The 19882-nt window shown below is 28.1% G+C and carries 24 protein-coding genes and 1 riboswitch; of the genes, 22 read left to right on the top strand and 2 right to left on the bottom strand.

The window, feature by feature from the left end:
• Positions 1-4: 4 nt before the first annotated feature.
• The 18 genes from fabZ to ACH36K_RS15580 all read left to right on the top strand — a co-directional run bounded on the left by fabZ (position 5) and on the right by ACH36K_RS15580 (position 15284).
• On the top strand, positions 5-421 hold the full coding sequence (gene fabZ / locus ACH36K_RS15665) for a 3-hydroxyacyl-ACP dehydratase FabZ (RefSeq protein WP_411168537.1): 417 nt from the start codon (positions 5-7) through the stop codon (positions 419-421).
• Positions 422-436: 15 nt separating this feature from the next.
• Positions 437-1780 (top strand): acetyl-CoA carboxylase biotin carboxylase subunit, encoded by a 1344-nt coding sequence (locus ACH36K_RS15660; protein WP_411168536.1) that lies wholly within the window; start codon positions 437-439, stop codon positions 1778-1780.
• 11 nt (positions 1781-1791) lie between these two features.
• The gene (accD, locus tag ACH36K_RS15655) at positions 1792-2649 is read left to right on the top strand and encodes an acetyl-CoA carboxylase, carboxyltransferase subunit beta (RefSeq protein WP_411168535.1); all 858 of its coding nucleotides are present in this window, start codon (positions 1792-1794) and stop codon (positions 2647-2649) included.
• A gap of 2 nt (positions 2650-2651) precedes the next feature.
• Positions 2652-3443 (top strand): acetyl-CoA carboxylase carboxyltransferase subunit alpha, encoded by a 792-nt coding sequence (locus ACH36K_RS15650; RefSeq protein WP_411168534.1) that lies wholly within the window; start codon positions 2652-2654, stop codon positions 3441-3443.
• Positions 3444-3838: 395 nt separating this feature from the next.
• Positions 3839-4669 carry a hypothetical protein gene (locus tag ACH36K_RS15645; protein ID WP_411168533.1) on the top strand — a complete coding sequence of 277 codons (831 nt, stop codon included), beginning with the start codon at positions 3839-3841 and terminating at the stop codon, positions 4667-4669.
• Between the two features lie 205 nt (positions 4670-4874).
• The gene (locus ACH36K_RS15640) at positions 4875-5369 is read left to right on the top strand and encodes a deoxycytidylate deaminase (protein ID WP_411168532.1); all 495 of its coding nucleotides are present in this window, start codon (positions 4875-4877) and stop codon (positions 5367-5369) included.
• Between the two features lie 121 nt (positions 5370-5490).
• The gene (locus ACH36K_RS15635) at positions 5491-5862 is read left to right on the top strand and encodes a YkvA family protein (protein WP_411168531.1); all 372 of its coding nucleotides are present in this window, start codon (positions 5491-5493) and stop codon (positions 5860-5862) included.
• Positions 5863-6016: 154 nt separating this feature from the next.
• Positions 6017-6178, top strand: coding sequence for a hypothetical protein (locus ACH36K_RS15630; RefSeq protein WP_411168530.1), 162 nt, complete (start codon positions 6017-6019; stop codon positions 6176-6178).
• Between the two features lie 156 nt (positions 6179-6334).
• A complete protein-coding gene (locus ACH36K_RS15625) occupies positions 6335-7480 on the top strand; it encodes an MGDG synthase family glycosyltransferase (protein ID WP_411168529.1) in 1146 nt (381 codons plus the stop codon).
• Positions 7419-8108, top strand: coding sequence for a polysaccharide deacetylase family protein (locus ACH36K_RS15620; RefSeq protein ID WP_411168528.1), 690 nt, complete (start codon positions 7419-7421; stop codon positions 8106-8108). The genes ACH36K_RS15625 and ACH36K_RS15620 overlap by 62 nt, the downstream gene beginning before the upstream one ends.
• Positions 8095-9138, top strand: a complete 1044-nt coding sequence (locus tag ACH36K_RS15615; protein ID WP_411168527.1) for a lysylphosphatidylglycerol synthase transmembrane domain-containing protein — start codon at positions 8095-8097, stop codon at positions 9136-9138. Before ACH36K_RS15620 ends, ACH36K_RS15615 begins: the two co-directional genes overlap by 14 nt.
• A gap of 84 nt (positions 9139-9222) precedes the next feature.
• Positions 9223-10062: a metallophosphoesterase gene (locus ACH36K_RS15610; protein ID WP_411168526.1), complete on the top strand. Its 840-nt coding sequence runs from the start codon at positions 9223-9225 to the stop codon at positions 10060-10062.
• 70 nt (positions 10063-10132) lie between these two features.
• Positions 10133-10867 (top strand): TatD family hydrolase, encoded by a 735-nt coding sequence (locus ACH36K_RS15605; RefSeq protein WP_411168525.1) that lies wholly within the window; start codon positions 10133-10135, stop codon positions 10865-10867.
• Between the two features lie 259 nt (positions 10868-11126).
• Positions 11127-11234: riboswitch (TPP riboswitch) on the top strand.
• Between the two features lie 127 nt (positions 11235-11361).
• Complete coding sequence (locus ACH36K_RS15600; protein WP_411168524.1) at positions 11362-11649, top strand: MTH1187 family thiamine-binding protein; 288 nt, start codon at positions 11362-11364, stop codon at positions 11647-11649.
• The gene (locus ACH36K_RS15595; RefSeq protein WP_411168523.1) at positions 11624-12400 is read left to right on the top strand and encodes an ABC transporter permease; all 777 of its coding nucleotides are present in this window, start codon (positions 11624-11626) and stop codon (positions 12398-12400) included. Before ACH36K_RS15600 ends, ACH36K_RS15595 begins: the two co-directional genes overlap by 26 nt.
• Before the next feature lie 34 nt (positions 12401-12434).
• Positions 12435-13439 (top strand): ABC transporter substrate-binding protein, encoded by a 1005-nt coding sequence (locus ACH36K_RS15590; RefSeq protein WP_411168522.1) that lies wholly within the window; start codon positions 12435-12437, stop codon positions 13437-13439.
• Positions 13420-14142 carry an ABC transporter ATP-binding protein gene (locus ACH36K_RS15585; RefSeq protein WP_411168521.1) on the top strand — a complete coding sequence of 241 codons (723 nt, stop codon included), beginning with the start codon at positions 13420-13422 and terminating at the stop codon, positions 14140-14142. Before ACH36K_RS15590 ends, ACH36K_RS15585 begins: the two co-directional genes overlap by 20 nt.
• 476 nt (positions 14143-14618) lie before the next feature.
• Complete coding sequence (locus tag ACH36K_RS15580) at positions 14619-15284, top strand: deoxynucleoside kinase (protein ID WP_411168520.1); 666 nt, start codon at positions 14619-14621, stop codon at positions 15282-15284.
• 103 nt (positions 15285-15387) lie between these two features.
• Here ACH36K_RS15580 and ACH36K_RS15575 read toward each other — a convergent pair whose 3' ends face one another.
• Entirely contained in the window at positions 15388-15906 is a 519-nt protein-coding gene (locus ACH36K_RS15575; protein ID WP_411168519.1) for a hypothetical protein, read from the bottom strand.
• 198 nt (positions 15907-16104) lie between these two features.
• The gene (locus tag ACH36K_RS15570) at positions 16105-16272 is read right to left on the bottom strand and encodes a hypothetical protein (RefSeq protein ID WP_411168518.1); all 168 of its coding nucleotides are present in this window, start codon (positions 16270-16272) and stop codon (positions 16105-16107) included.
• 278 nt (positions 16273-16550) lie between these two features.
• Between ACH36K_RS15570 and ACH36K_RS15565 the strand changes: the two genes are divergently transcribed.
• From ACH36K_RS15565 to ACH36K_RS15550, 4 genes are all read left to right on the top strand, one after another.
• On the top strand, positions 16551-17234 hold the full coding sequence (locus tag ACH36K_RS15565) for an HD domain-containing protein (protein WP_411168517.1): 684 nt from the start codon (positions 16551-16553) through the stop codon (positions 17232-17234).
• Positions 17235-17384: 150 nt separating this feature from the next.
• A complete protein-coding gene (locus ACH36K_RS15560; protein WP_411168516.1) occupies positions 17385-18797 on the top strand; it encodes an MFS transporter in 1413 nt (470 codons plus the stop codon).
• 306 nt (positions 18798-19103) lie between these two features.
• Positions 19104-19292 (top strand): hypothetical protein, encoded by a 189-nt coding sequence (locus tag ACH36K_RS15555; protein ID WP_322546194.1) that lies wholly within the window; start codon positions 19104-19106, stop codon positions 19290-19292.
• 63 nt (positions 19293-19355) lie between these two features.
• Complete coding sequence (locus ACH36K_RS15550) at positions 19356-19850, top strand: DUF1648 domain-containing protein (RefSeq protein ID WP_411168515.1); 495 nt, start codon at positions 19356-19358, stop codon at positions 19848-19850.
• Positions 19851-19882 lie beyond the last annotated feature (32 nt).

Genomic DNA, 19882 nt, shown 5'->3' with positions numbered 1-19882 from the left:
AGATATGGATATAAAAGAAATTATGGAAATAATTCCTCATAGATACCCATTTTTATTATTAGATAGGGTTGAAAGCTTAGAGGATAACAAAATAGTAGCAATAAAAAATGTAACTATGAATGAGTACTTTTTCCAAGGACATTTTCCAGTAGAGCCAGTTATGCCAGGGGTTTTAATTGTAGAAGCACTTGCACAAGCCGGAGCAGTAGCCCTTTTAAAAAGAGAAGAGTTTAAAGGGAAAATTGCATACTTTGGTGGAATAAATAATGCTAAATTTAGAAAAAAAGTTGTGCCTGGAGATACTTTAAAACTAGAAGTTGAGCTTACTAAAATAAGAGGTGCAGCGGGTATAGGAAAAGGAATTGCTTATGTAGATGGTAAAAAGGTCTGTGAAACAGAATTAACCTTTATGGTAGGATAGTAAAGAGGTGTTTTTATGATTAGAAAGGTTTTAATAGCTAATAGAGGAGAGATAGCAGTTAGAATAATAAGAGCTTGCAAAGAGCTTGGAATTAAAACTGTCGCTATTTACTCAGAAGCTGATAAGGATGCTATGCATACACAGCTTGCAGATGAAGCTATTTGCGTTGGAAAGCCTAGATCAAAGGACTCATATTTAAATGAAAGCAATATTATAAGTGCAGCAGTTATAACAAAATGCAATGCAATTCATCCAGGGTTTGGTTTTTTATCTGAAAATGCTGAATTTGCATCTATATGTGAGGAGTGCAATATAAAATTTATTGGACCAAACAGTAAGACTATAGGCATTATGGGAGATAAATCAAGAGCAAGAGAAATTATGAAAAGTGCTAATGTTCCAGTAATCCCAGGAAGTAATGGTATAGTTAAAAGCATTGAGGATGCATATATAGAAGCTAAAGAAATAGGTTATCCAGTAATGATAAAAGCAGCCTTAGGAGGTGGTGGTAAAGGTATTAGAATAGTTCATAAAGAAGAAGAACTTGAAAATGCTTATTTTACTGCCAAATCAGAAGCTAAAACAAATTTTGGTGATGATACAGTATATATTGAAAAATTTATAGAAAATCCAAGACATATAGAATTTCAAATTTTAGGTGATGAATATGGAAATATAATTTACCTAGGAGAAAGAGATTGTACTATACAAAGAAGAAATCAAAAGGTCTTAGAAGAAGCCCCATCATCTATATTAGAAGATAAGTTAAGAGAAGAAATGGGGAAAGTAGCAATTAATGCAGCAAGAGCTGTGAATTATGTAAATGCAGGAACTATAGAGTTTCTAGTAGATAAGCATAGAAACTTTTATTTTATGGAGATGAATACAAGAATTCAAGTAGAACATCCAGTTACAGAAATGATAACATCAGTAGATATTGTAAAAGAGCAAATAAAAATTGCAAATGGAGAAGAATTAAGTATTTCTCAAGAGCAAGTAGAAATAAAAGGTCATGCAATAGAATGTAGAATAAATGCAGAAAATCCTAAAAAGGGATTTGCACCTTCTCCAGGGAAAATAGAATTTTTAAATTTACCTGGAGGTAATGGAATAAGAGTAGATACGGCAGTCTATTCAGGATATACAATTCCACCTACTTACGATTCAATGATAGCAAAGTTAATAGCTCATGGTAAAGATAGAGAAGAAGCAATTAATAAGATGCTTAGAGCCTTAGATGAATTTGTAATTGAGGGAATTGATAATAACATAGAATTCCAAATAGAAATTTTAAATAACGAAAAATTTCGCTTAGGGGACTTCGATACTAGTTTCATAAGCAAAGAATATAATTTATAGTTGGTGAAATTATGGGGATTTTTAAAAAGAGAAAGTATGCAGTAATTAATTTAATTAAGGAAGAAGAAAAAGACGTACCAGTAGTTCCAGATGGGACTTGGGTAAAGTGCAATAAGTGCGGAAAAATTTTATATAAAAAGTCTTTAGAAGAAAGCCTTAATATATGCAGTAATTGTAGTTATCACTTTAGACTAGGTAGTTATGAAAGAATATCACAAATTTGTGATAAAGGAAGTTTTAAAGAATTTAATAAATACATGGAATCAAAAAATCCAATGAATTTTCCAAATTATGAAGAAAAGTTAAAAGTTAATAAAGAAAAAAGCGAAGTTACTGAAGCTGTGGTAACAGGAGAAGGAGAAATTGGAGGAAATAAAACAATTATTGCAGTTATGGACTCAAACTTTCTAATGGGAAGTATGGGTACTGTAGTAGGAGAAAAAATAACATTAGCAGTAGAGGAAGCAACTAAAAGAAAGCTCCCTATTATAATCTTTACAGCTTCTGGAGGAGCTAGAATGCAAGAAGGGATATTTTCCTTAATGCAAATGGCTAAAATAAGTAGTGCACTTGCAAAACATAGTAAAGAAGGACTTCTTTATATAACTGTATTAACAGATCCAACTACAGGTGGAGTTACAGCAAGTTTTGCTATGCTTGGAGACATTATACTTGCAGAACCAAATGCATTAGTAGGTTTTGCTGGAAGAAGAGTAATAGAAGGAACTATAAAAGAGAAATTACCAGAAGATTTTCAAAGTGCTGAGTTTTTATTACAAAATGGATTTATAGATAATATTATAAAAAGAGAAAATTTAAAGAGCACTCTTTCAACTCTTCTTAAATTTCATAAGATTAGGGAGGTGTAGTTATGGTTAAAAAAATTAAAGCTTGGGATAGACTAGTAATTGCAAGAATGGTAGAAAGACCAACTACACTTGATTATATAGATAAAATATTTACAAACTTTTTTGAGTTACATGGTGATAGATGTTTTAAAGATGATAAATCAATAGTAGGTGGAATAGGTCTTTTAGATGGAAATCCAGTTACTATAATAGGAATACAAAAAGGAAAAGACTTAAAAGAAAATATGGAAAGAAACTTTGGGTCACCTCATCCTGAAGGCTATAGAAAGGCATTAAGGCTTATGAAACAAGCAGAGAAGTTTAATAGACCTATTATTTGCTTTATAAATACATCAGGAGCTTATTGCGGTATTGGAGCTGAAGAAAGAGGGCAAGGTGAAGCAATAGCGAGAAATTTAATAGAAATAGCTCAAATAAGAGTACCTATAATCTCTATAGTAATAGGAGAAGGTGGAAGTGGTGGAGCTTTAGCCTTAGCTTGTGGAGATAGAGTATGGATGCTTGAAAACTCAGTTTATTCAATTCTTTCACCAGAGGGATTTGCTTCAATACTTTTAAAAGATCCTTCAAGGTCTAAAGAAGTTGCAGAAACTATGGGAATAACTTCTTATGATCTTTTAGAAGGAGGAGTTATTGAAAAAATAATAAAGGAACCTAAAGGTGGAGCACATAAGAATGTAGACTTAGTTGCAAACTCAATTAAGGAAGAATTAATAAATGAAATAAAAGTGCTGGAAAGCAAAGATAGAAATAAGCTTTTAGAAGAAAGATATTTAAGATTTAGAAATTTCTAATTATCTTTTACTAATGATTAACATTTTAAAACATTAATGGGGTAATAATGCTTGGTACTATTTTTAGATTATAAGCTAACTTTTTTGTTTAATACAAATGAGTTAGCTTTATATTTATTTTAAATATGAATTATAGTTAAAAGCATATTTTATATGTACAAGAAATACAATTAATTATATAATTTAATTACATATAAACTCAAATCAATAGAAATCACATCAAATTACAACATGACTTACTAAGTTACCCAAGTAAAAAAACATAATTTTGAAAACGTATAACATAAGAGGTGTAGTTAATGAAAAAGTGTATCTCTTAGTATTGGCTTAAATAAATTTAATTTTTAGAAGGTTATTTAAATGAGAAATAAATAAAAAATAAAGGAAGGTAAAAAATGTTAATCAAAAAGAGAAGCACATTAAAACCATCAAAGTTAATATCAATAATTGTATTAGCTTTAATGTTAGCAATTGGAGGCTTTCTACCTGGAAGCACTTTGACAGCTAAGGCAAATCACTTTACAGAAACGAAGATGTATTCTATTCATCTTTTAAGTACGTATGAAAGAACTGTAACTTATAATTTAGCTCCAGGAACTGTGATTGTTATGTATCCTAATAGTGATAGAACTGTATTTACGTATTTATGGGCAGATGATTTAGTAAAAAATAATACAGTGCAAACTGTTGTAATGGCAGGGGTTGGAAGTAGTTCATTAGGAACTGCAGCAATGGCAAAACAAATAGCAAATGAATTGGGAGAGCCTGTAGCAGGGATAGTTAGTGGCTGGGGGGACTCTACTATCTGGTATTATGGCTCTCAAGGATATTACGTAGGTAGACCTAATAATATTGATGGGACATACTATAGTAATTCAGCTTCTTATAAATTATATTCTCTATACTTAGATGGCGCTCGTCCACAAAGAGTTATAGGACATAGTAAAGGAAGTATGGATTCAGCAAATGCATTATTCAGACTCAAAAATGAGGGAAAAAATTCTATGTATAGTGAAACAAGTTTTATTTCTTTAGGAATAGGAGTAAATGTACCAGAAGGAGTTTATAATTATAGAGGTTACTTGGGAACAGAGGATTCTTTAGGTGCTACAAATACGACAAATGAGAATGGATTAACAATGCTGAAGGGTAGTGAGCATCATATTAATCCAACCTATTCTAAAAATTTACCAGTAACAGCAGATATGTTAGAGAAGATAGTTTGAATTAAAATTATAATGTATATAAATTAGAAAGAATTAATCAAAAGATTCTTTATGAATGTATAAGTTGAATATTGTTAATGTTAGGAGGTATATATAAAAGTACCTCCTTCATATTTTAGGGGGAATTAGTTATCCTAATAATATTTGACTAAGAGCATTCTTAGAGTATAATAATAAAAAAGAATACTAATAAGGGGGAATTTAAGTGAAGAGAAATGATTACATATCATGGGATGAATATTTTATGGGGGTAGCAATACTTGCAGGAAAAAGAAGTAAGGACCCTAGCACTCAAGTTGGAGCTTGTATAGTTGATAATGACAATAAAATATTAAGCCAAGGATATAATGGACTTCCAAGAGGCTGCTCTGATGACGAATTTCCGTGGAGTAGAGAAGGAGATATGTTAGAAACAAAATATCCTTATGTAGTTCATGCTGAGCTTAATGCTATTTTAAATAGTAGAGGAACCGACCTTTATGGATCTAAGATTTATGTTGCCCTATTCCCTTGTAATGAGTGCGCAAAGGCTATAATACAAGCTGGGATAAAGGAAGTTGTTTATTTATCAGATAAATATGCTGATACTGATATTGTTAAGGCTTCTAAAAGATTATTAAATGCAGCTGGAGTAAAAACTACAAAGTTAGAACCTAATAATAAAAATATAAATATATCTTTAGATATAAATGATATTTAATTAGTAAATATCAATCACGTAGAAGATGATTTCTCTATTAAATGGGAGTCGTCTTTTTTATTTCTTTATATTGGAATTAATTATATAATGTAGATAAGTTAATAAATTAGAGGAAGAAAAAATGAATATCAAAAATATTATAGAAAAATTTAAGTTAAAAATAAAAGTAGTTTATTTAGCATATAAGAATAAGGATACTCCAATAATTGCAAAAATATTAGCTGGTATAACTGTAGTATATGCTTTATCACCAATAGATTTAATACAAGATTTTATTCCTATCTTAGGATATTTAGATGATTTACTAATACTACCTTTACTAATATACATATCAATAAAACTCATACCGAAAGAAATCATAGGGGAATGTGAAGAAAAATCAAAGGAACTTTGGACAAATGGAAAGCCTAAGAGCTGGATATATGGAATTCCAATAATTGTTATTTGGATTATATTTGTAGCTTTAATAATATATAAGCTTTTTATCAAATAAAAGTTATTAATATAAATAATTAAATTAAGAGTAAATATTTAAAGTGTAAACATATAAAAAATTCTATGTTTACACTTTGGAAATAACTCAGTAAAAGGTGTTAACAATTGTGCCTTATAATGAGAAGGAAATAATAATGCTTTGGGAGAGAAATATGAGAGAGAATATATTAATTATAGAAGATGATAAAGATATAAGTGAAATCTTAAGATTTGCTTTAATGAAGGAAGGATATAAAGTTAAAGTAAATCCTAATGGGTTACAAGCTGAAGAAGAGATAAAAAGATTTAATATTACTAGACATAATGTAAAATGATATAGATGGACTTAGTGTTTGTAGAAATGTTTTAAACTTTAGGAAATCTTAAGGCTTTATAAAGTTGAAATTAATAATTTAGTAGTATTATTTATATAAAGTTTTAATTATCGTTAATATACATTTAGCGTAAAACTAAAGAGAGGAAATAATTACATGAAAATATTAATTTTAACAAGCCGTTTTGGAATGGGGCATTATTGTGCTGCAGAGGCTATTAAGGAAGAATTACTTGAATCTAATACTGACGATATTATTGAAGTTGTAGATATCGTAAAGGTATTGTTCCCTATTATGTATAAACTAGTTTATAGATTCTTTAATCTTTTTATATGTAGATTTTCATGTGTGTACAACTTTATAAATAGTTTTGCTATGAAACATGAAAAAACTTGCTTAAGGAGACGAAATTTAAATAAAATAAATTCTCTAATTGAAAAATATAATCCTGATTTAATAGTATCTACATGGTCTGCATGTTCTCGCTTTATTTCAACTTATAAGGAGGAATATGAAGACGATATTCAACTATATACACATATTACGGATATTACAGCTCATGATGGATGGATTGCTAATAAGACTAATATGTATTTTGTAGCAGCGAGAAGCACAATGGAACTCCTTTTATCAAAAGGAGTTGCTGCTGAGAAAATTATTATAAATGGAATACCTGTAAGGAAATCATTTAAAAATGAAATGGAAGTGCAATCTATTAATGATAAAAAGAAAATCCTAATAATGGGAGGAGGGCTTGGGTTAATAAGAGGCCTTGATAATATATTAGAAGAATTATATGAATCAAGCGGGGTTCATATTACAATTATAACTGGTAGAAATAAAAAGTTATTAAAAAAGATTAAAAAAGATTACCCTAAAATAGATGCAGTTGGTTATACAGATGAAGTATATAAATATATGGAAAGGTCAGATTTACTAATTACTAAGCCAGGAGGAATTTCTACTTTTGAAGCTATTTACACGACTACACCGTTATATATTATTAAACCATTTCTATCTCAAGAGGTTGGAAATGCTGAATTTATTGAAAAAATGCTTATAGGAAAAATTGCTTGGGAAAATAACTCTAATATATCTGAAGATATTATATCTTTAATAAGTAACGATAGGCTTTTAGGACAAATGAAATATAATATGCAACATTTGAAGAATGAAATTTCTGAATTTAAACTAAATGAAGTTTACGAAAGGAATGTGAAAAAAGATGTGGATAATTATATTGATAATTATAACGATAATATCTTTAATAATATATGGAGTAATTCCTACATTAATTTATAGAATATGGAATAAGAAACTAAAAAAGCTTAGGAGAGAAAAAGAAATAGAAAATATATACTTGACATTTGACGATGGCGTTGACAATAAATATACTACAGAAGTTCTTAAAGTCCTAAAGACTTACCAAGTTCAAGCAACGTTCTTTGTTGTAGCGGAATTTGCTAAAAATAATCCTGAAATTATTAAGGAAATAAAAGAAGATGGACATGTAATAGGACTACATTCATTAGAACATAAAAATGAAATTTTTCAGACACCATGGAATATAAGAAAAGATTTTTCAAAAAGTATGGATATATTAAAAGAACTTGGTATTAAACCGAAGTTTTTTAGACCTCCTTGGGGGCATTTCAGCTTGGCGGCTATAAAGGAAATAAAGAATTTAAATTTAAAGATTGTTCTTTGGAATGTAATTGTAGGAGATTGGAAGGCAAATATAGATGCAACAACTATAGCAGATAGATTGCTTCGTGAAACAGAAAGAGGAGATATTATCTGTCTTCATGATGGTCGAGGAAAAAATGATGCTCCGAAAAGAACTGTTGAAGCATTAGAGATAGTTCTTCCAATTTGGAAATCACAAGGAATTACCTTTGGAACTTTGGAGGAACTTTATGAACAAATGTAAAAAACTAGTGAATTTATTGAAAAATGGTGGGTTATTTATAATAATTGTTATAGTAACATTCAAAATGATTTTTTTCAATGCTGACTTTAAAGAGATTATAAAAACAGTGTCAGATGTAAACTTAGTATATATTGCTATTGGCATAGCTGCTATGTCTCTTGTGGTTCTTTGTGAGGCTATAAATATAAGGCGTAGTTTAAAGAGTTTTAAAGAAAGGGCAACACTACTTGAATGTGTACAGTATTCATTTACGGGAATTTTTTTCAGTTCTATAACACCGTCAGCCACTGGGGGGCAGCCAATGCAGCTTTATTATATGCATAAAAAAAAGATAGATATTTCTAATGGCATGCTTGCGTTACTAATATGTCTTGCAACATATCAACTTGTTACCGTATCAATGGCAATTATGGGAGTAATAATAAAATTTGAATTTTTAAAAGGAACTCTTGGAAAGTTTAGTATATTACTATTTTTAGGGATTGGGTTAAATGTAATTTTATTAGTATTAATATTGGTATCTATTTTTTCAAAAAAGCTTATTTTTAAAGCTGTAAACTTATGCGTTAAAGTTTTACAACACTTTAATTACCAAAAATCTATAATATTTAATGAAAAGGCATTAATAGAGATAGAGAAGTATAAAAAGGGTGCAGATTATATTAAAAATGATAAATTTTTTATAATTAAAACTATTCTTACTACCACGGTACAAATTTTAGCATTGCATAGCATCCCGTTTTGGATATATAAATCCATTGGAATGTCATCTGGGTCTTTAATTCAATTCATTTTGATTCAGTCTACCTTATACATTACAGGTGCAGCATTACCGTTGCCAGGTGCGGTAGGAATAGGAGAGAAAGGGTTCTTAATATTTTTTAAGACTTTATTTCCAATTCATCTAATAAGTTCTGCTATGCTACTTAGTAGAGGTATAAGCTTTTATTTAATGGTCTTAATTAGTGGTATAGGAGTTATGGTTTTACAGATAAATTTAAATAAAAATTTAAAAGGTGTAGAACTTTAGCTAATTAAAAGGTTAAGTTAAAATTAATAGAATTTGACTAAGGAATATAATTATGGATGGGAAATGAGAGGTTTATATAAAAGGATGAAGAAGTTGATATTAGTATTTTTAATAATTATAGCATTATATGTGTTTGTCGTTTGGCAGAATAATAGTATTGCAATTTCTAACTTTAATTACTCAAGCTATGATGTGCCATCTAAATTTAATGACTTTAAAATTGTACATATTTCTGATTTGCATAACAAAGTGTTTGGAAAAGAGCAATCAGAAATATTAGAAGAAATAGAAAAGTTATCGCCAGATATTATTATAGTTACAGGTGATTTGATAGATAGGCGTAGATATAATTTAGATAAAGCAATGGACTTTATTAATGGTGCAATAGAAGTTGCTCCAATTTATTATGTTTCAGGAAATCATGAAGCATGGTCAGGAAAATATTCTGAAATAAAGGATAGCTTAATTGAAGTAGGAGTTAATATAATAGATGATACTAAGTTAGAGATTACAAAAGAAAATAGTACTATATATCTTTTAGGATCATCTGATCCATCTTTTCTTACCTCGAATTATACAGATGGGACAGATATAAGTAATATGGAGGAATATTTAAGTAATTGGTCAAATATTGAAGGCTTTAAGATACTACTTTCACATAGACCAGAGCTGTTTGATTTATATTCTAAAAATAATATGAATTTAGTTTTTTCAGGACATGCTCATGGAGGCCAAGTTAGGATTCCATTTGTAGGAGGAATTATAGCTCCAAATCAAGGGTTTTTCCCTAAATATACTAGTGGAAGTTATAATAGTGATAAAACTACAATGTTTGTTAGTAGGGGATTGGGGAATAGTTTATTTCCAGTAAGAATATTTAATCCACCAGAAATTATATCAGTAACATTAAAAGGATATAATTAAGAAATTACTAATATAGAATATAAATTAAAGAGTTAATTATGCTACTTAAATTAGAATTCATGGAGGAATTATGTATATAGATGCACACACTCATTTAGATTTTTTCGGTGAAAATATAGAAAAAGCAATTGAAGATATAAATAAAAATGAAATACTAACTTTAGCAAATAGTATGGATATTAAGAGCTATATAAAAAATAAAGAATACAGTAAAAAGAGTAAATTTATTAATCCATGCTTTGGTATTCATCCCTGGAAAGCAGCAGAATATAAAGGGAATTTAGAAGGTCTTATACCTTATATAGAAGAAAGTGAGTTAATAGGGGAGATAGGTTTAGATTTTTTCTGGGTAGAAGATAAAAGTACTTATGAAGCACAAAGAAAGATTTTTAATTTTATACTAGAAGAAAGTATTAAAAGAAATAAGTTTGTAAGTATCCATACAAAAGGAGCTGAAGAAGAAATTTATAATATTCTTAAAAGGAATAATTATAATAAAGCTATTATACATTGGTATAGTGGTGAAATAAGCACTTTAGAAAAATATATTGAGCTTGGATGCTATTTTACAATAAGTGTAGATATAGGGTATTCAGAAAAAACTAATGAAGTTTTAGATAAAATACCATTAAATAGATTACTTATAGAAACTGATGGTCCAACAGCTTTAGAATGGGTTAATGGAGAATATGGATATCCAAGTGCAATAATAGATGTAGCTAAAAAGGTTTCAAATTATAAGAATATAGAGCTTAATGAATTACTAAAGAATATAGAAGGTAATTATATTAGAATAATTAGTTAGGAGAATTTTAATTTCAATGCCTATAATAAAAATAATCATAGGAGCTTTAGGGATTATAGTTGTATTATTTGGAACTAATAAGGGTGAGGGATGAAAAGCACTTAGAGAATTAAGCAAAGTAAATCGTTGAAACTTAACTTAGAAATGGATTGTGTAATATATAATTATTATACAATTAATAAAATTATTTAGTTGATAAGTATTATTGATTAACTTGACATTTCTAATAAAAATGAATAAAATGGAACTATAAAAAGTAAATAGATATCTGGGGGGGCGGTGAACTGCCTGAGATAAAGTTGATACTATTTTGACCCATGAACCTGATTTGGATAATGCCAACGTAGGGAGATTATTTGTTATTGAATTTTAATATACAAATTGAACTATAATACAGTATTTCTAATCAGAGATACTGTATTTTTTTACTATATGGACATATAAATAAAATCAAATTTGTTTACTTTTAAATATATTTAGAGGAGGAAAAGACTATGTCAGTTTGTAATGTAAGTCTTCAAGTAATACCAACAGTTAGTGAGGACAAGATTTATCCTGTTGTGGACAAGGTTATAGAATATATAGCATCCACTGGAGTTAAGTATGAAGTTGGAGCTATGGAAACTACAATGGAGGGGGAGCTTAGTGAATTATTAGAAATAGTAAAAAGGGCTCAAGAAATTTGTACTGAAGAAGGTGCATCAAGAGTAGTATCTATGGTTAAAATAGATTATAAAAAAGAAGGCGTGACAATGGATGAAAAAATTAAAAAATATAGGTAATAAACTAGCACCTATAGTATTTATTATAATTTTATTAGTTTTATGGCAGCTTATAGTAACTATTGGGGGCATAGAAAAGTATATAATGCCAGCACCAACAGATGTTATGCAAACATTAGTTAAAGATTTTAAAGTTATGATACCTCATACTTTAACTACATTATATGAAGGTATGATAGGATTTTTAATAGCAATAGGATTATCTATAATACTAGCAATAATTATGGATATGATTCCACTAGTAAAAAGAGCTTTATATCCAGTACTAGTTATATCTCAAACTATACCGACAGTTGCTCTTGCGCCATTATTTATAATTTGGTTTGGATTTGGTTCACTTCCAAAGATAATAGTGGTTGTGCTAGTATGCTTTTTCCCAATAGTAATTAGTATAGTTGATGGGTTAGAAGGTGTAGATAAGGATTTAATCAATCATTTTAAATTAATGGGGGCATCTAAGCTTAATGTTTTTATGCATTTAAAGTTACCTTATGGAATGATAAACTTCTTTTCAGGTATGAGAATTGCAGCAACTTATAGTATTATGGGAGCTGTAATTGGAGAATGGCTTGGAGGAGAAAAAGGTCTTGGGGTATATATGACAAGAGCCAGAAGTGCTTATGCATTAGATAAAATGTTTGCATCAATAGTAATAATAGTAGTTATAAGCATGGCAATATTTTTTATAGTTACTTTGATGGAAAGAGTATTTACTCCATGGAATAATAAAAAATTAAAGATAAAGGAATAAAATACAAAATAATAGATTTTGAGGTGAAATAATAATGTTAAAGAAAAAAATTATATCAGTAGTATTAGCATCTGTAACAGCATTCACACTATTAGCTGGATGTAGCAAAAAAGAAGAAGCAAAAACTTCAGAAGGATTACAAAAGGTTACCGTAATATTAGATTGGACACCAAATACAAATCATACAGGATTATATGTAGCTCAGGAAAAAGGGTATTATAAAGATCTTGGATTAGATGTTGAAATAATTCAGCCATCAGAAGGATCATCATTACAACTTCTAGCTGCTGGAAAAGGTGATTTTGCAGTAAGTTATCAAGAGGATTTAACATATGCAAGAACATCAGATAGTCCACTTCCAGTTAAGGCAATAGCAACAATTATACAACATAATACATCAGGCTTTGCTTCACCAAAGGAAAAGGGAATAACAACAGTTAAGGATTTTGAAAATAAAGTTTATGGTGGATGGGGAAGTCCATCAGAGCAGGCTATATTAAAAGCTGTTATGGAGAAAAATGGAGCTGATTTTAGTAAATTAAAAACAGTTGATGTAGGAACAGAAGATTTCTTTATAGCTACTAAAAATAACTTAGATTTTGAGTGGACATTTGAAGGTTGGACTAATACTGAAGCTAAGTTAAGAGGTTTTGATATAAACTATATACCAGTCAAAGATTTAGATCCAGCATTAGATTACTACACACCAATTATTGCAGCTACTGAGGATACTATTAATAATAAAAAGGATTTAGCTAAGAAGTTTATTGAAGCAACAACTAAAGGATATGAGTTTGCTATGAAAAATCCAGAAGAAAGTGCAAAATTATTAGTAAGTAAAGTTCCAGAAATAGGAGAAGAACTTGCAATAGAAAGTCAAAAATATCTTGCAGATAAATATAAAGATGATGCAGCTGTTTGGGGAGAAATGAAAGATAGTGTATGGGATAACTATACTAAATTCTTATTAGATAATAAGCTTATAAATAAAGATATGAAAGCAAGTGAGGCTTATACAAATGAATTCCTATCAAAATAAGATTTTATTAAAAAATATATCTAAATCTTTTGATGAAATGGAGATATTAAAAGATATTAGTATAGAAGTTAATGAAGGTGAACTAGTATCAATTTTAGGTCCATCAGGCAGTGGAAAAAGCACAATATTTAATATATTAACTAATATTATAAAGTGTGATAGTGGTGAATTAAAAATAAATGGCGATTTAAGCTATATGTATCAAAAAGATATGATGGTTCCTTGGAAAAAAGTTATTGATAATATAGGAATTCCACTTGTATTTAAAGGAAATAATAAAAAAGAAGCTAGAGAAAAAGTTAAAAAGCATATAAATGAATTTGGACTTAGTGGCTTTGAATATAAGTATCCATCACAACTGTCAGGTGGTATGAAACAAAGAGCCAATTTCTTAAAGACATATTTAACATCAAGAGATATTATGCTTTTAGATGAACCCTTTGGTGCTTTAGATTCAATAACTAGAAGAAAGATGCAAAAGTGGCTTTTAGATTTAACTAAAGAAATGAATTCAACTATACTATTCATAACTCATGATATAGAAGAGGCAATATTACTTTCTAATAGAATATATGTAATATCAGAAAAGCCAGCAGTTATAAATGGTGAAATAAAGGTTAACCTACCTAAGGAAAGAAATGAAGATATAGTTACCAGTGACGAATTTGTAGCTATAAAAAAAGAAATATTAAAGCTTATGTAACTATAAGAGAATTAATATTTAAAATATGTAAGTATAAAGTAATTAATATTTAGCAATAGAACTTATACAAGTAGACTTTTCTATTAATGTCTATTTTATAAGTTCTATTTTATTTACTCTATAGAAAATTATCAAAAGTTTATTCTGTCGATAACTTTTGATAATTTCCTTCCTTCAGTTTCCAAGTGGACATATGTAAGTTTGCGTTGACTTGGAGCGAAGTGATGGAATAAGCAAACTTACATATGTCCACTTTTTTATTATAAATACTTTTTAGTTATTGTTTAAACTGAAAGTTACTAATAATTTAAACAAATATGAATATATAGACTTGAGAAATTATATAATTATACCATATATAGTGATTTTTGAAATATAAATACCATATATGGTATAAAAATAAAAAGTCAAGACTTGAAAGTAAATTTTAAATTATGTAATATAGAGAAAGACAAAAAGTAAAGGATAGGTGAAGCATGTTGATAGTTGTTGGTGGGATGATTGGGCTTGGGAAAAGTTCTGTAGCAGAAATTTTAGGGGAGCACTTTAAATCAGATGTATTTTATGAAAGTGTAGATGATAACCCTATATTACCTTTATTCTATAGTGAGAGTGAGGAAGAAATTCAAAAAAAGAGATATCCATTTTTATTACAACTTTATTTCTTAAACACTAGATTTAAAAGTATAAAAGAAGCATTAGTTCATAATGACAATGTATTAGATAGATCAATTTATGAAGATTGGTATTTTGCTAAGAAAAATATGGAGCTTGGTAGAATAAATGACTTAGAGATGAAAATATATGAAGATCTTTTAAATAATATGCTTGAGGAGTTAGAAGAGCTTCCTAAGAAAGCTCCAGATGTAATGGTGTATTTAAAAGGATCCTTCGAAACTGTTTTAAATAGAATAGCATTAAGAGGAAGAGATTTTGAAATTGATGAAAGCTTAAAAGAATATTACCGCTTTATATGGAAAGATTACGATGAATGGGTAGAAAATTGTTATAATGCATCAGAGGTTTTAATAATAGATATGGATAAGATGGATGTTGTAAATAATGAAGCAGATAAAGAAAAACTTATAGAGTTAGTAGAAGAAAAGCTTAGAGAAGTTAGAGATATTGAAGAAATTGCATAAGAAGAGTTATTTTTATTATAATAGAGCAAACAATTTAGTTTGCTCTATTTTTTAAATTTAGAATAATATAGTCTAATATAAAGAGAACCTATAAGGGTTATTCCTAAGAGAGTATATCTTCTATTATTAAAAGTATAGAAGATATATTATCATTCCCATTTGAGAATATATTATAATCGTAAATATAATCATCAAGAGATATTTCTGTTTTATGCTTATTTTGGGTTTCTGTTAAATTACTTTCATAATTTAATCTAGTAATATGAATTGATGTAGTTTTACCAATGGATTTTAGACAATCTATTTCTTTAGGAAATCTAGCATCAGGAATTAAGGCTACATCAAAATCATCTCTAACTAGTGATAATATTTTTAGTAATTCGTTTATTAAAAACATTTCATCTACTTCTCTCATTTTATCTCCTAAATGTTGAAGTAAGGTTCTACCATTATTATCTTTTAATTCATTCCAACCATAAACTTGTGTTGCAACCATTTTTAAATAGTCGGCATAGTGAATAATAAATACTTTTTTACCCTTTCCCTCTAGTATTTCTTTTAACTTCAAAGCTAAAGTATCTTTTCCATGTCCTGCTCTCCCAGAAATTGAAACACACTTCATTAAGGAACCTCCTTCTTATGTTTAATATATATTATATAGCTTTTGGAAAAATTAAATTATTATTTTTATATTATAACAATATTAGTTTTATTTTAAATAGTATTATTCAAATAATTCTTTAGCTTTTAGTGCTATGTTCTCCAAATATTGAAAACATGGGTTTACTTTGTGAAAAGTTTTCATCTAATGCAGCAGCATCTAAATGAATACAGCTTTACTATCTAGTAAAAAGCTATCATCTACATTGTTTAAATCCAATACACCAACTTCAATTGTAGTTACTTTTTTTATGTCTTCAGATACTACATTAGCCATTTCTTTTGTATGACTAGTTTTACTAAAATATAAAATTGATATTTTCGCCATAAATCTAAAAATTATAATTATATATATTATAGAGGCTTATGAATTTATATACAAATTATAGAATTTTAGTGTGTATGAGCGAGAGTTAAATAATATAAATTATTGAGTAAATTTAGCATAAATATATTAATTTTATGATTTGCATATTATAATTATTTGTAATCAGAAAATATCTGAAATATGATTAGATATAATTTATTAAATAACTAGAATTAATAATGAGGGAGGCGTATTTAGTGATAGATTTTTTAATTAAAGTTCTTTCACTAAGATAACATATGAAAAATTTAGATGAAATAAAAGAAATAATAAGTAAAGAGGTCAGCAATATAATTGATAATGAAGTAGATAAAGCTTTATTAAAATATTTAATGGAAAATATTTTAGAAAATTATAAAGTTTTTGATAAGGGACATGGCATAAAACATATAGCAACAGTAATAGATTCATCAATTAAACTATCAAAAAATTTCCCAGTAAATAAAAATATGGTGTTAACTATTGCAGTATATCATGATTTAGGAATGCGTATTGATAGAAAAACTCATCAAATGCATTCAAGGGATATGCTGATAAATGATAAAGAGTTAGAAAGATGGTTTACAAAAGAAGAGTTGACTTTAATGGGGGAAGCATGTGAGAATCATAGAGCATCAAATTCTCATGAACCAAGAAGTATATATGGATATATCGTTTCAGATGCTGATAGAACAACAGATATATATGATATGATAGAAAGATGTTATAACTTTTCAAAGAAAAGCTATAAGGATTTAAATGAAGAGGAAACATATAACAGAGTTTATAATCATTTAGTAGAAAAATATGGAGAAGGTGGATATGCTAAATTTTATTTAGAGGAAAGTAAAGATGTAATAATGAAACCTTACATAGAAGCTCAAGAAATACTTAAGGATGAAGAGCATTTCAAAGTTTTTTATAAGAAAATTATAGCTGATTAGAATTTTGATGGAAATATACAAAATTTAAAGATAATTTCGTAAGAATGACGTAGGAGGAATCCTACGTTTTTCTATATGTATTTTCAATTTTTAAAACTAGGAGTATTATATAATGATAGGATACAAAAGATAGACTAGGAGATGGACAATATGAAGATAAAAAAAGAGTGGGCAATATTATTAACGGTGTTACCTATGACATTTATGACTACCCTTGATAGTAGTATAGTAAACGTAGCTTTGCCAACTATGGCTAGGGAACTTGGAACAACAATGGCTGGAATAGAATGGGTAGTTACAAGTTATTTAATAACTATATGTGCAACTATTTTATTATTTGGTAGATTTGGAGATATAATTGGTAAAAGTAAAGTATTTAAAATTGGAATTGGGGTTTTTACTTTAGGATCTCTTCTTTGTGGGATATCTAATAGCCTCTCAATGCTTATATTATCTAGAATAGTTCAAGCAATAGGTGCAGGAGCCGCAATGGCAACTAATCAAGGAATAATTACAGAAACATTTCCTCCTAATGAAAGAGGTAGAGCCCTTGGAATGACTGGAACCGCAGTGGCTTTAGGAACTATGGTAGGACCTACATTAGGAGGTCTTATAGTATCAGTGGCACCATGGAAATATATATTTTTAATAAATATACCAATAGGAATTTTAGTTTATATTGGAGTAATTAAGGTATTAAACTTTAAAAAGGTTAAAGAAAAAGTTCCATTTGATATAAAAGGAACTATATTATTTATGATTTCAGTTATATTACTGTTTACCTCTATAAACTTTGGGCAAAGTATAGGATATACAAATCCTATAATTATAGGAGCTTTTATTATTTCATGTTTATTACTATTTATATTTATAAAGATAGAGAAAAAAATAGAAAACCCTATGTTAGATATAAGTATATTTAAAAATAAATTATTTTCATTAAGTATATTTTGTGGATTCACTTCTTTTGTTTCTATAGGAGCAATAAATATAATTTTACCATTTTATTATCAAGATGTATTAAAGCTTACTCCAAGTGCAGCTGGACTTATGATGACAGTTTCCCCTATTATATTAGCTATAGTTGCACCTTTAAGTGGATATCTTTCAGATAAAATTGGGAGTGAAAGAATATCCTTTTTAGGGTTGTCCATATTGACATTTGGTATATTCTCATTGACTATACTTACAGAAAATACTTCATTATTAGTAGTGGCTATAGTAGTCGGACTACTTTCATTAGGAAGTGGAATATTCCAATCACCAAATAATTCATTAATAATGTCAACAGTTGATAAAACAAAGCTAGGTATAGCTGGAAGTATAAATGGGTTAGTTAGAAATATAGGAACAACAACAGGGATAGCACTTTCAACAAGTCTTTTATACAGTATGATGAGTAGCAAAATGGGATATCATGTCGTAGGATATATAGAAGGTAGAGCAGATGTATTTATATATGCAATGAGATTTGTATTTACTGGTATAGGATTTATATGTTTAATTGGTGCAATTTTAACTTTACTAAGAGTTATAAATAGAAAATCCAGAATAGAAAATTAATAAATATAAAAGATTTTATAAAAACTACGTAAAAGCTTCAGTATAAAGAATTAACTTAAAATAATAGGATAAATCCTTATATTATCTTATTATCTTAAGTTAATTTTTTTATTTTAGTCACTTAACAAAAGTATAAATAAGAGAAAATATATAAAATCTTTTTTATCTCGTTATTTTTAATTTTTATATGATCTCCCTAAGTATTTTAAAATATATTATCAACAATTCTAAGATAATACGGGTGGAATAATTTGGATGTTGGTGATATAATCTAATATTATATAATTTACAAGGAGAAAATATCATATGAAGCAATATGAATATAGAATCGAACAAATACAAATAGAATTAAAAAGCATAATTAAGACTGATAAAAGTAAATATAACAACGAAATTTCAGAAAAATTAAACTTACTTGGAAAAGATGGCTGGGAATTATCCGATGTAGATGGTACTTGGTTTTATTTTAAAAGAGAACTTAATTGTACAAAGTAAATTACTTTAAAGTTAATAAATTTGGTAGTAATCTAAATGTACTAAACTCAGGAGATGATAGAAATGCGTAAGTGGGAGAGCAGTGGAAAGTATAAAAATATTAACAAAATACTTGATATTATAGGAATTATATTAATTTTGGCTTTAGTTATAATTACCTTTATGTATTGGTTGAATGCACCAGATATTGTACCAATTCACTATAATGCTCGAGGAGAAATAGATGGATACGGCTCTAAAAATACGATATTTTTTCTATTGTCTATAGTAATAATATTATATATAGGATTGTATTTTTTAGCAAAATATCCACAAATATATAATTATGCAGTAAAAATAACCCCAGTAAACAAAGAGAAGCAATATAATATGGCAACTACTTTCATGAGAGTGCTTAATGTTGAATTAGTATTAATATTTTTTTATATTCAATTAAAACAATTTACTTCTATTAGCGGAAATAATAAAAATCTATCTATGGCTTTTTTACCAATAGAATTAATGGTTTTATTTGGAGCTATTGCTTTTTATATTTACAAATCAATTAAAAATAAGTAGATAAGCTTGTGGAGTATAAATTTTTTATTGCA

This window comes from Clostridium sp. MB05 (genome assembly GCF_046581255.1).
Lineage (GTDB): Bacteria > Bacillota > Clostridia > Clostridiales > Clostridiaceae > Clostridium.
Note: the sequence above shows the minus strand (reverse complement) of the source record. Positions and strands in the feature narration are given on the sequence as shown.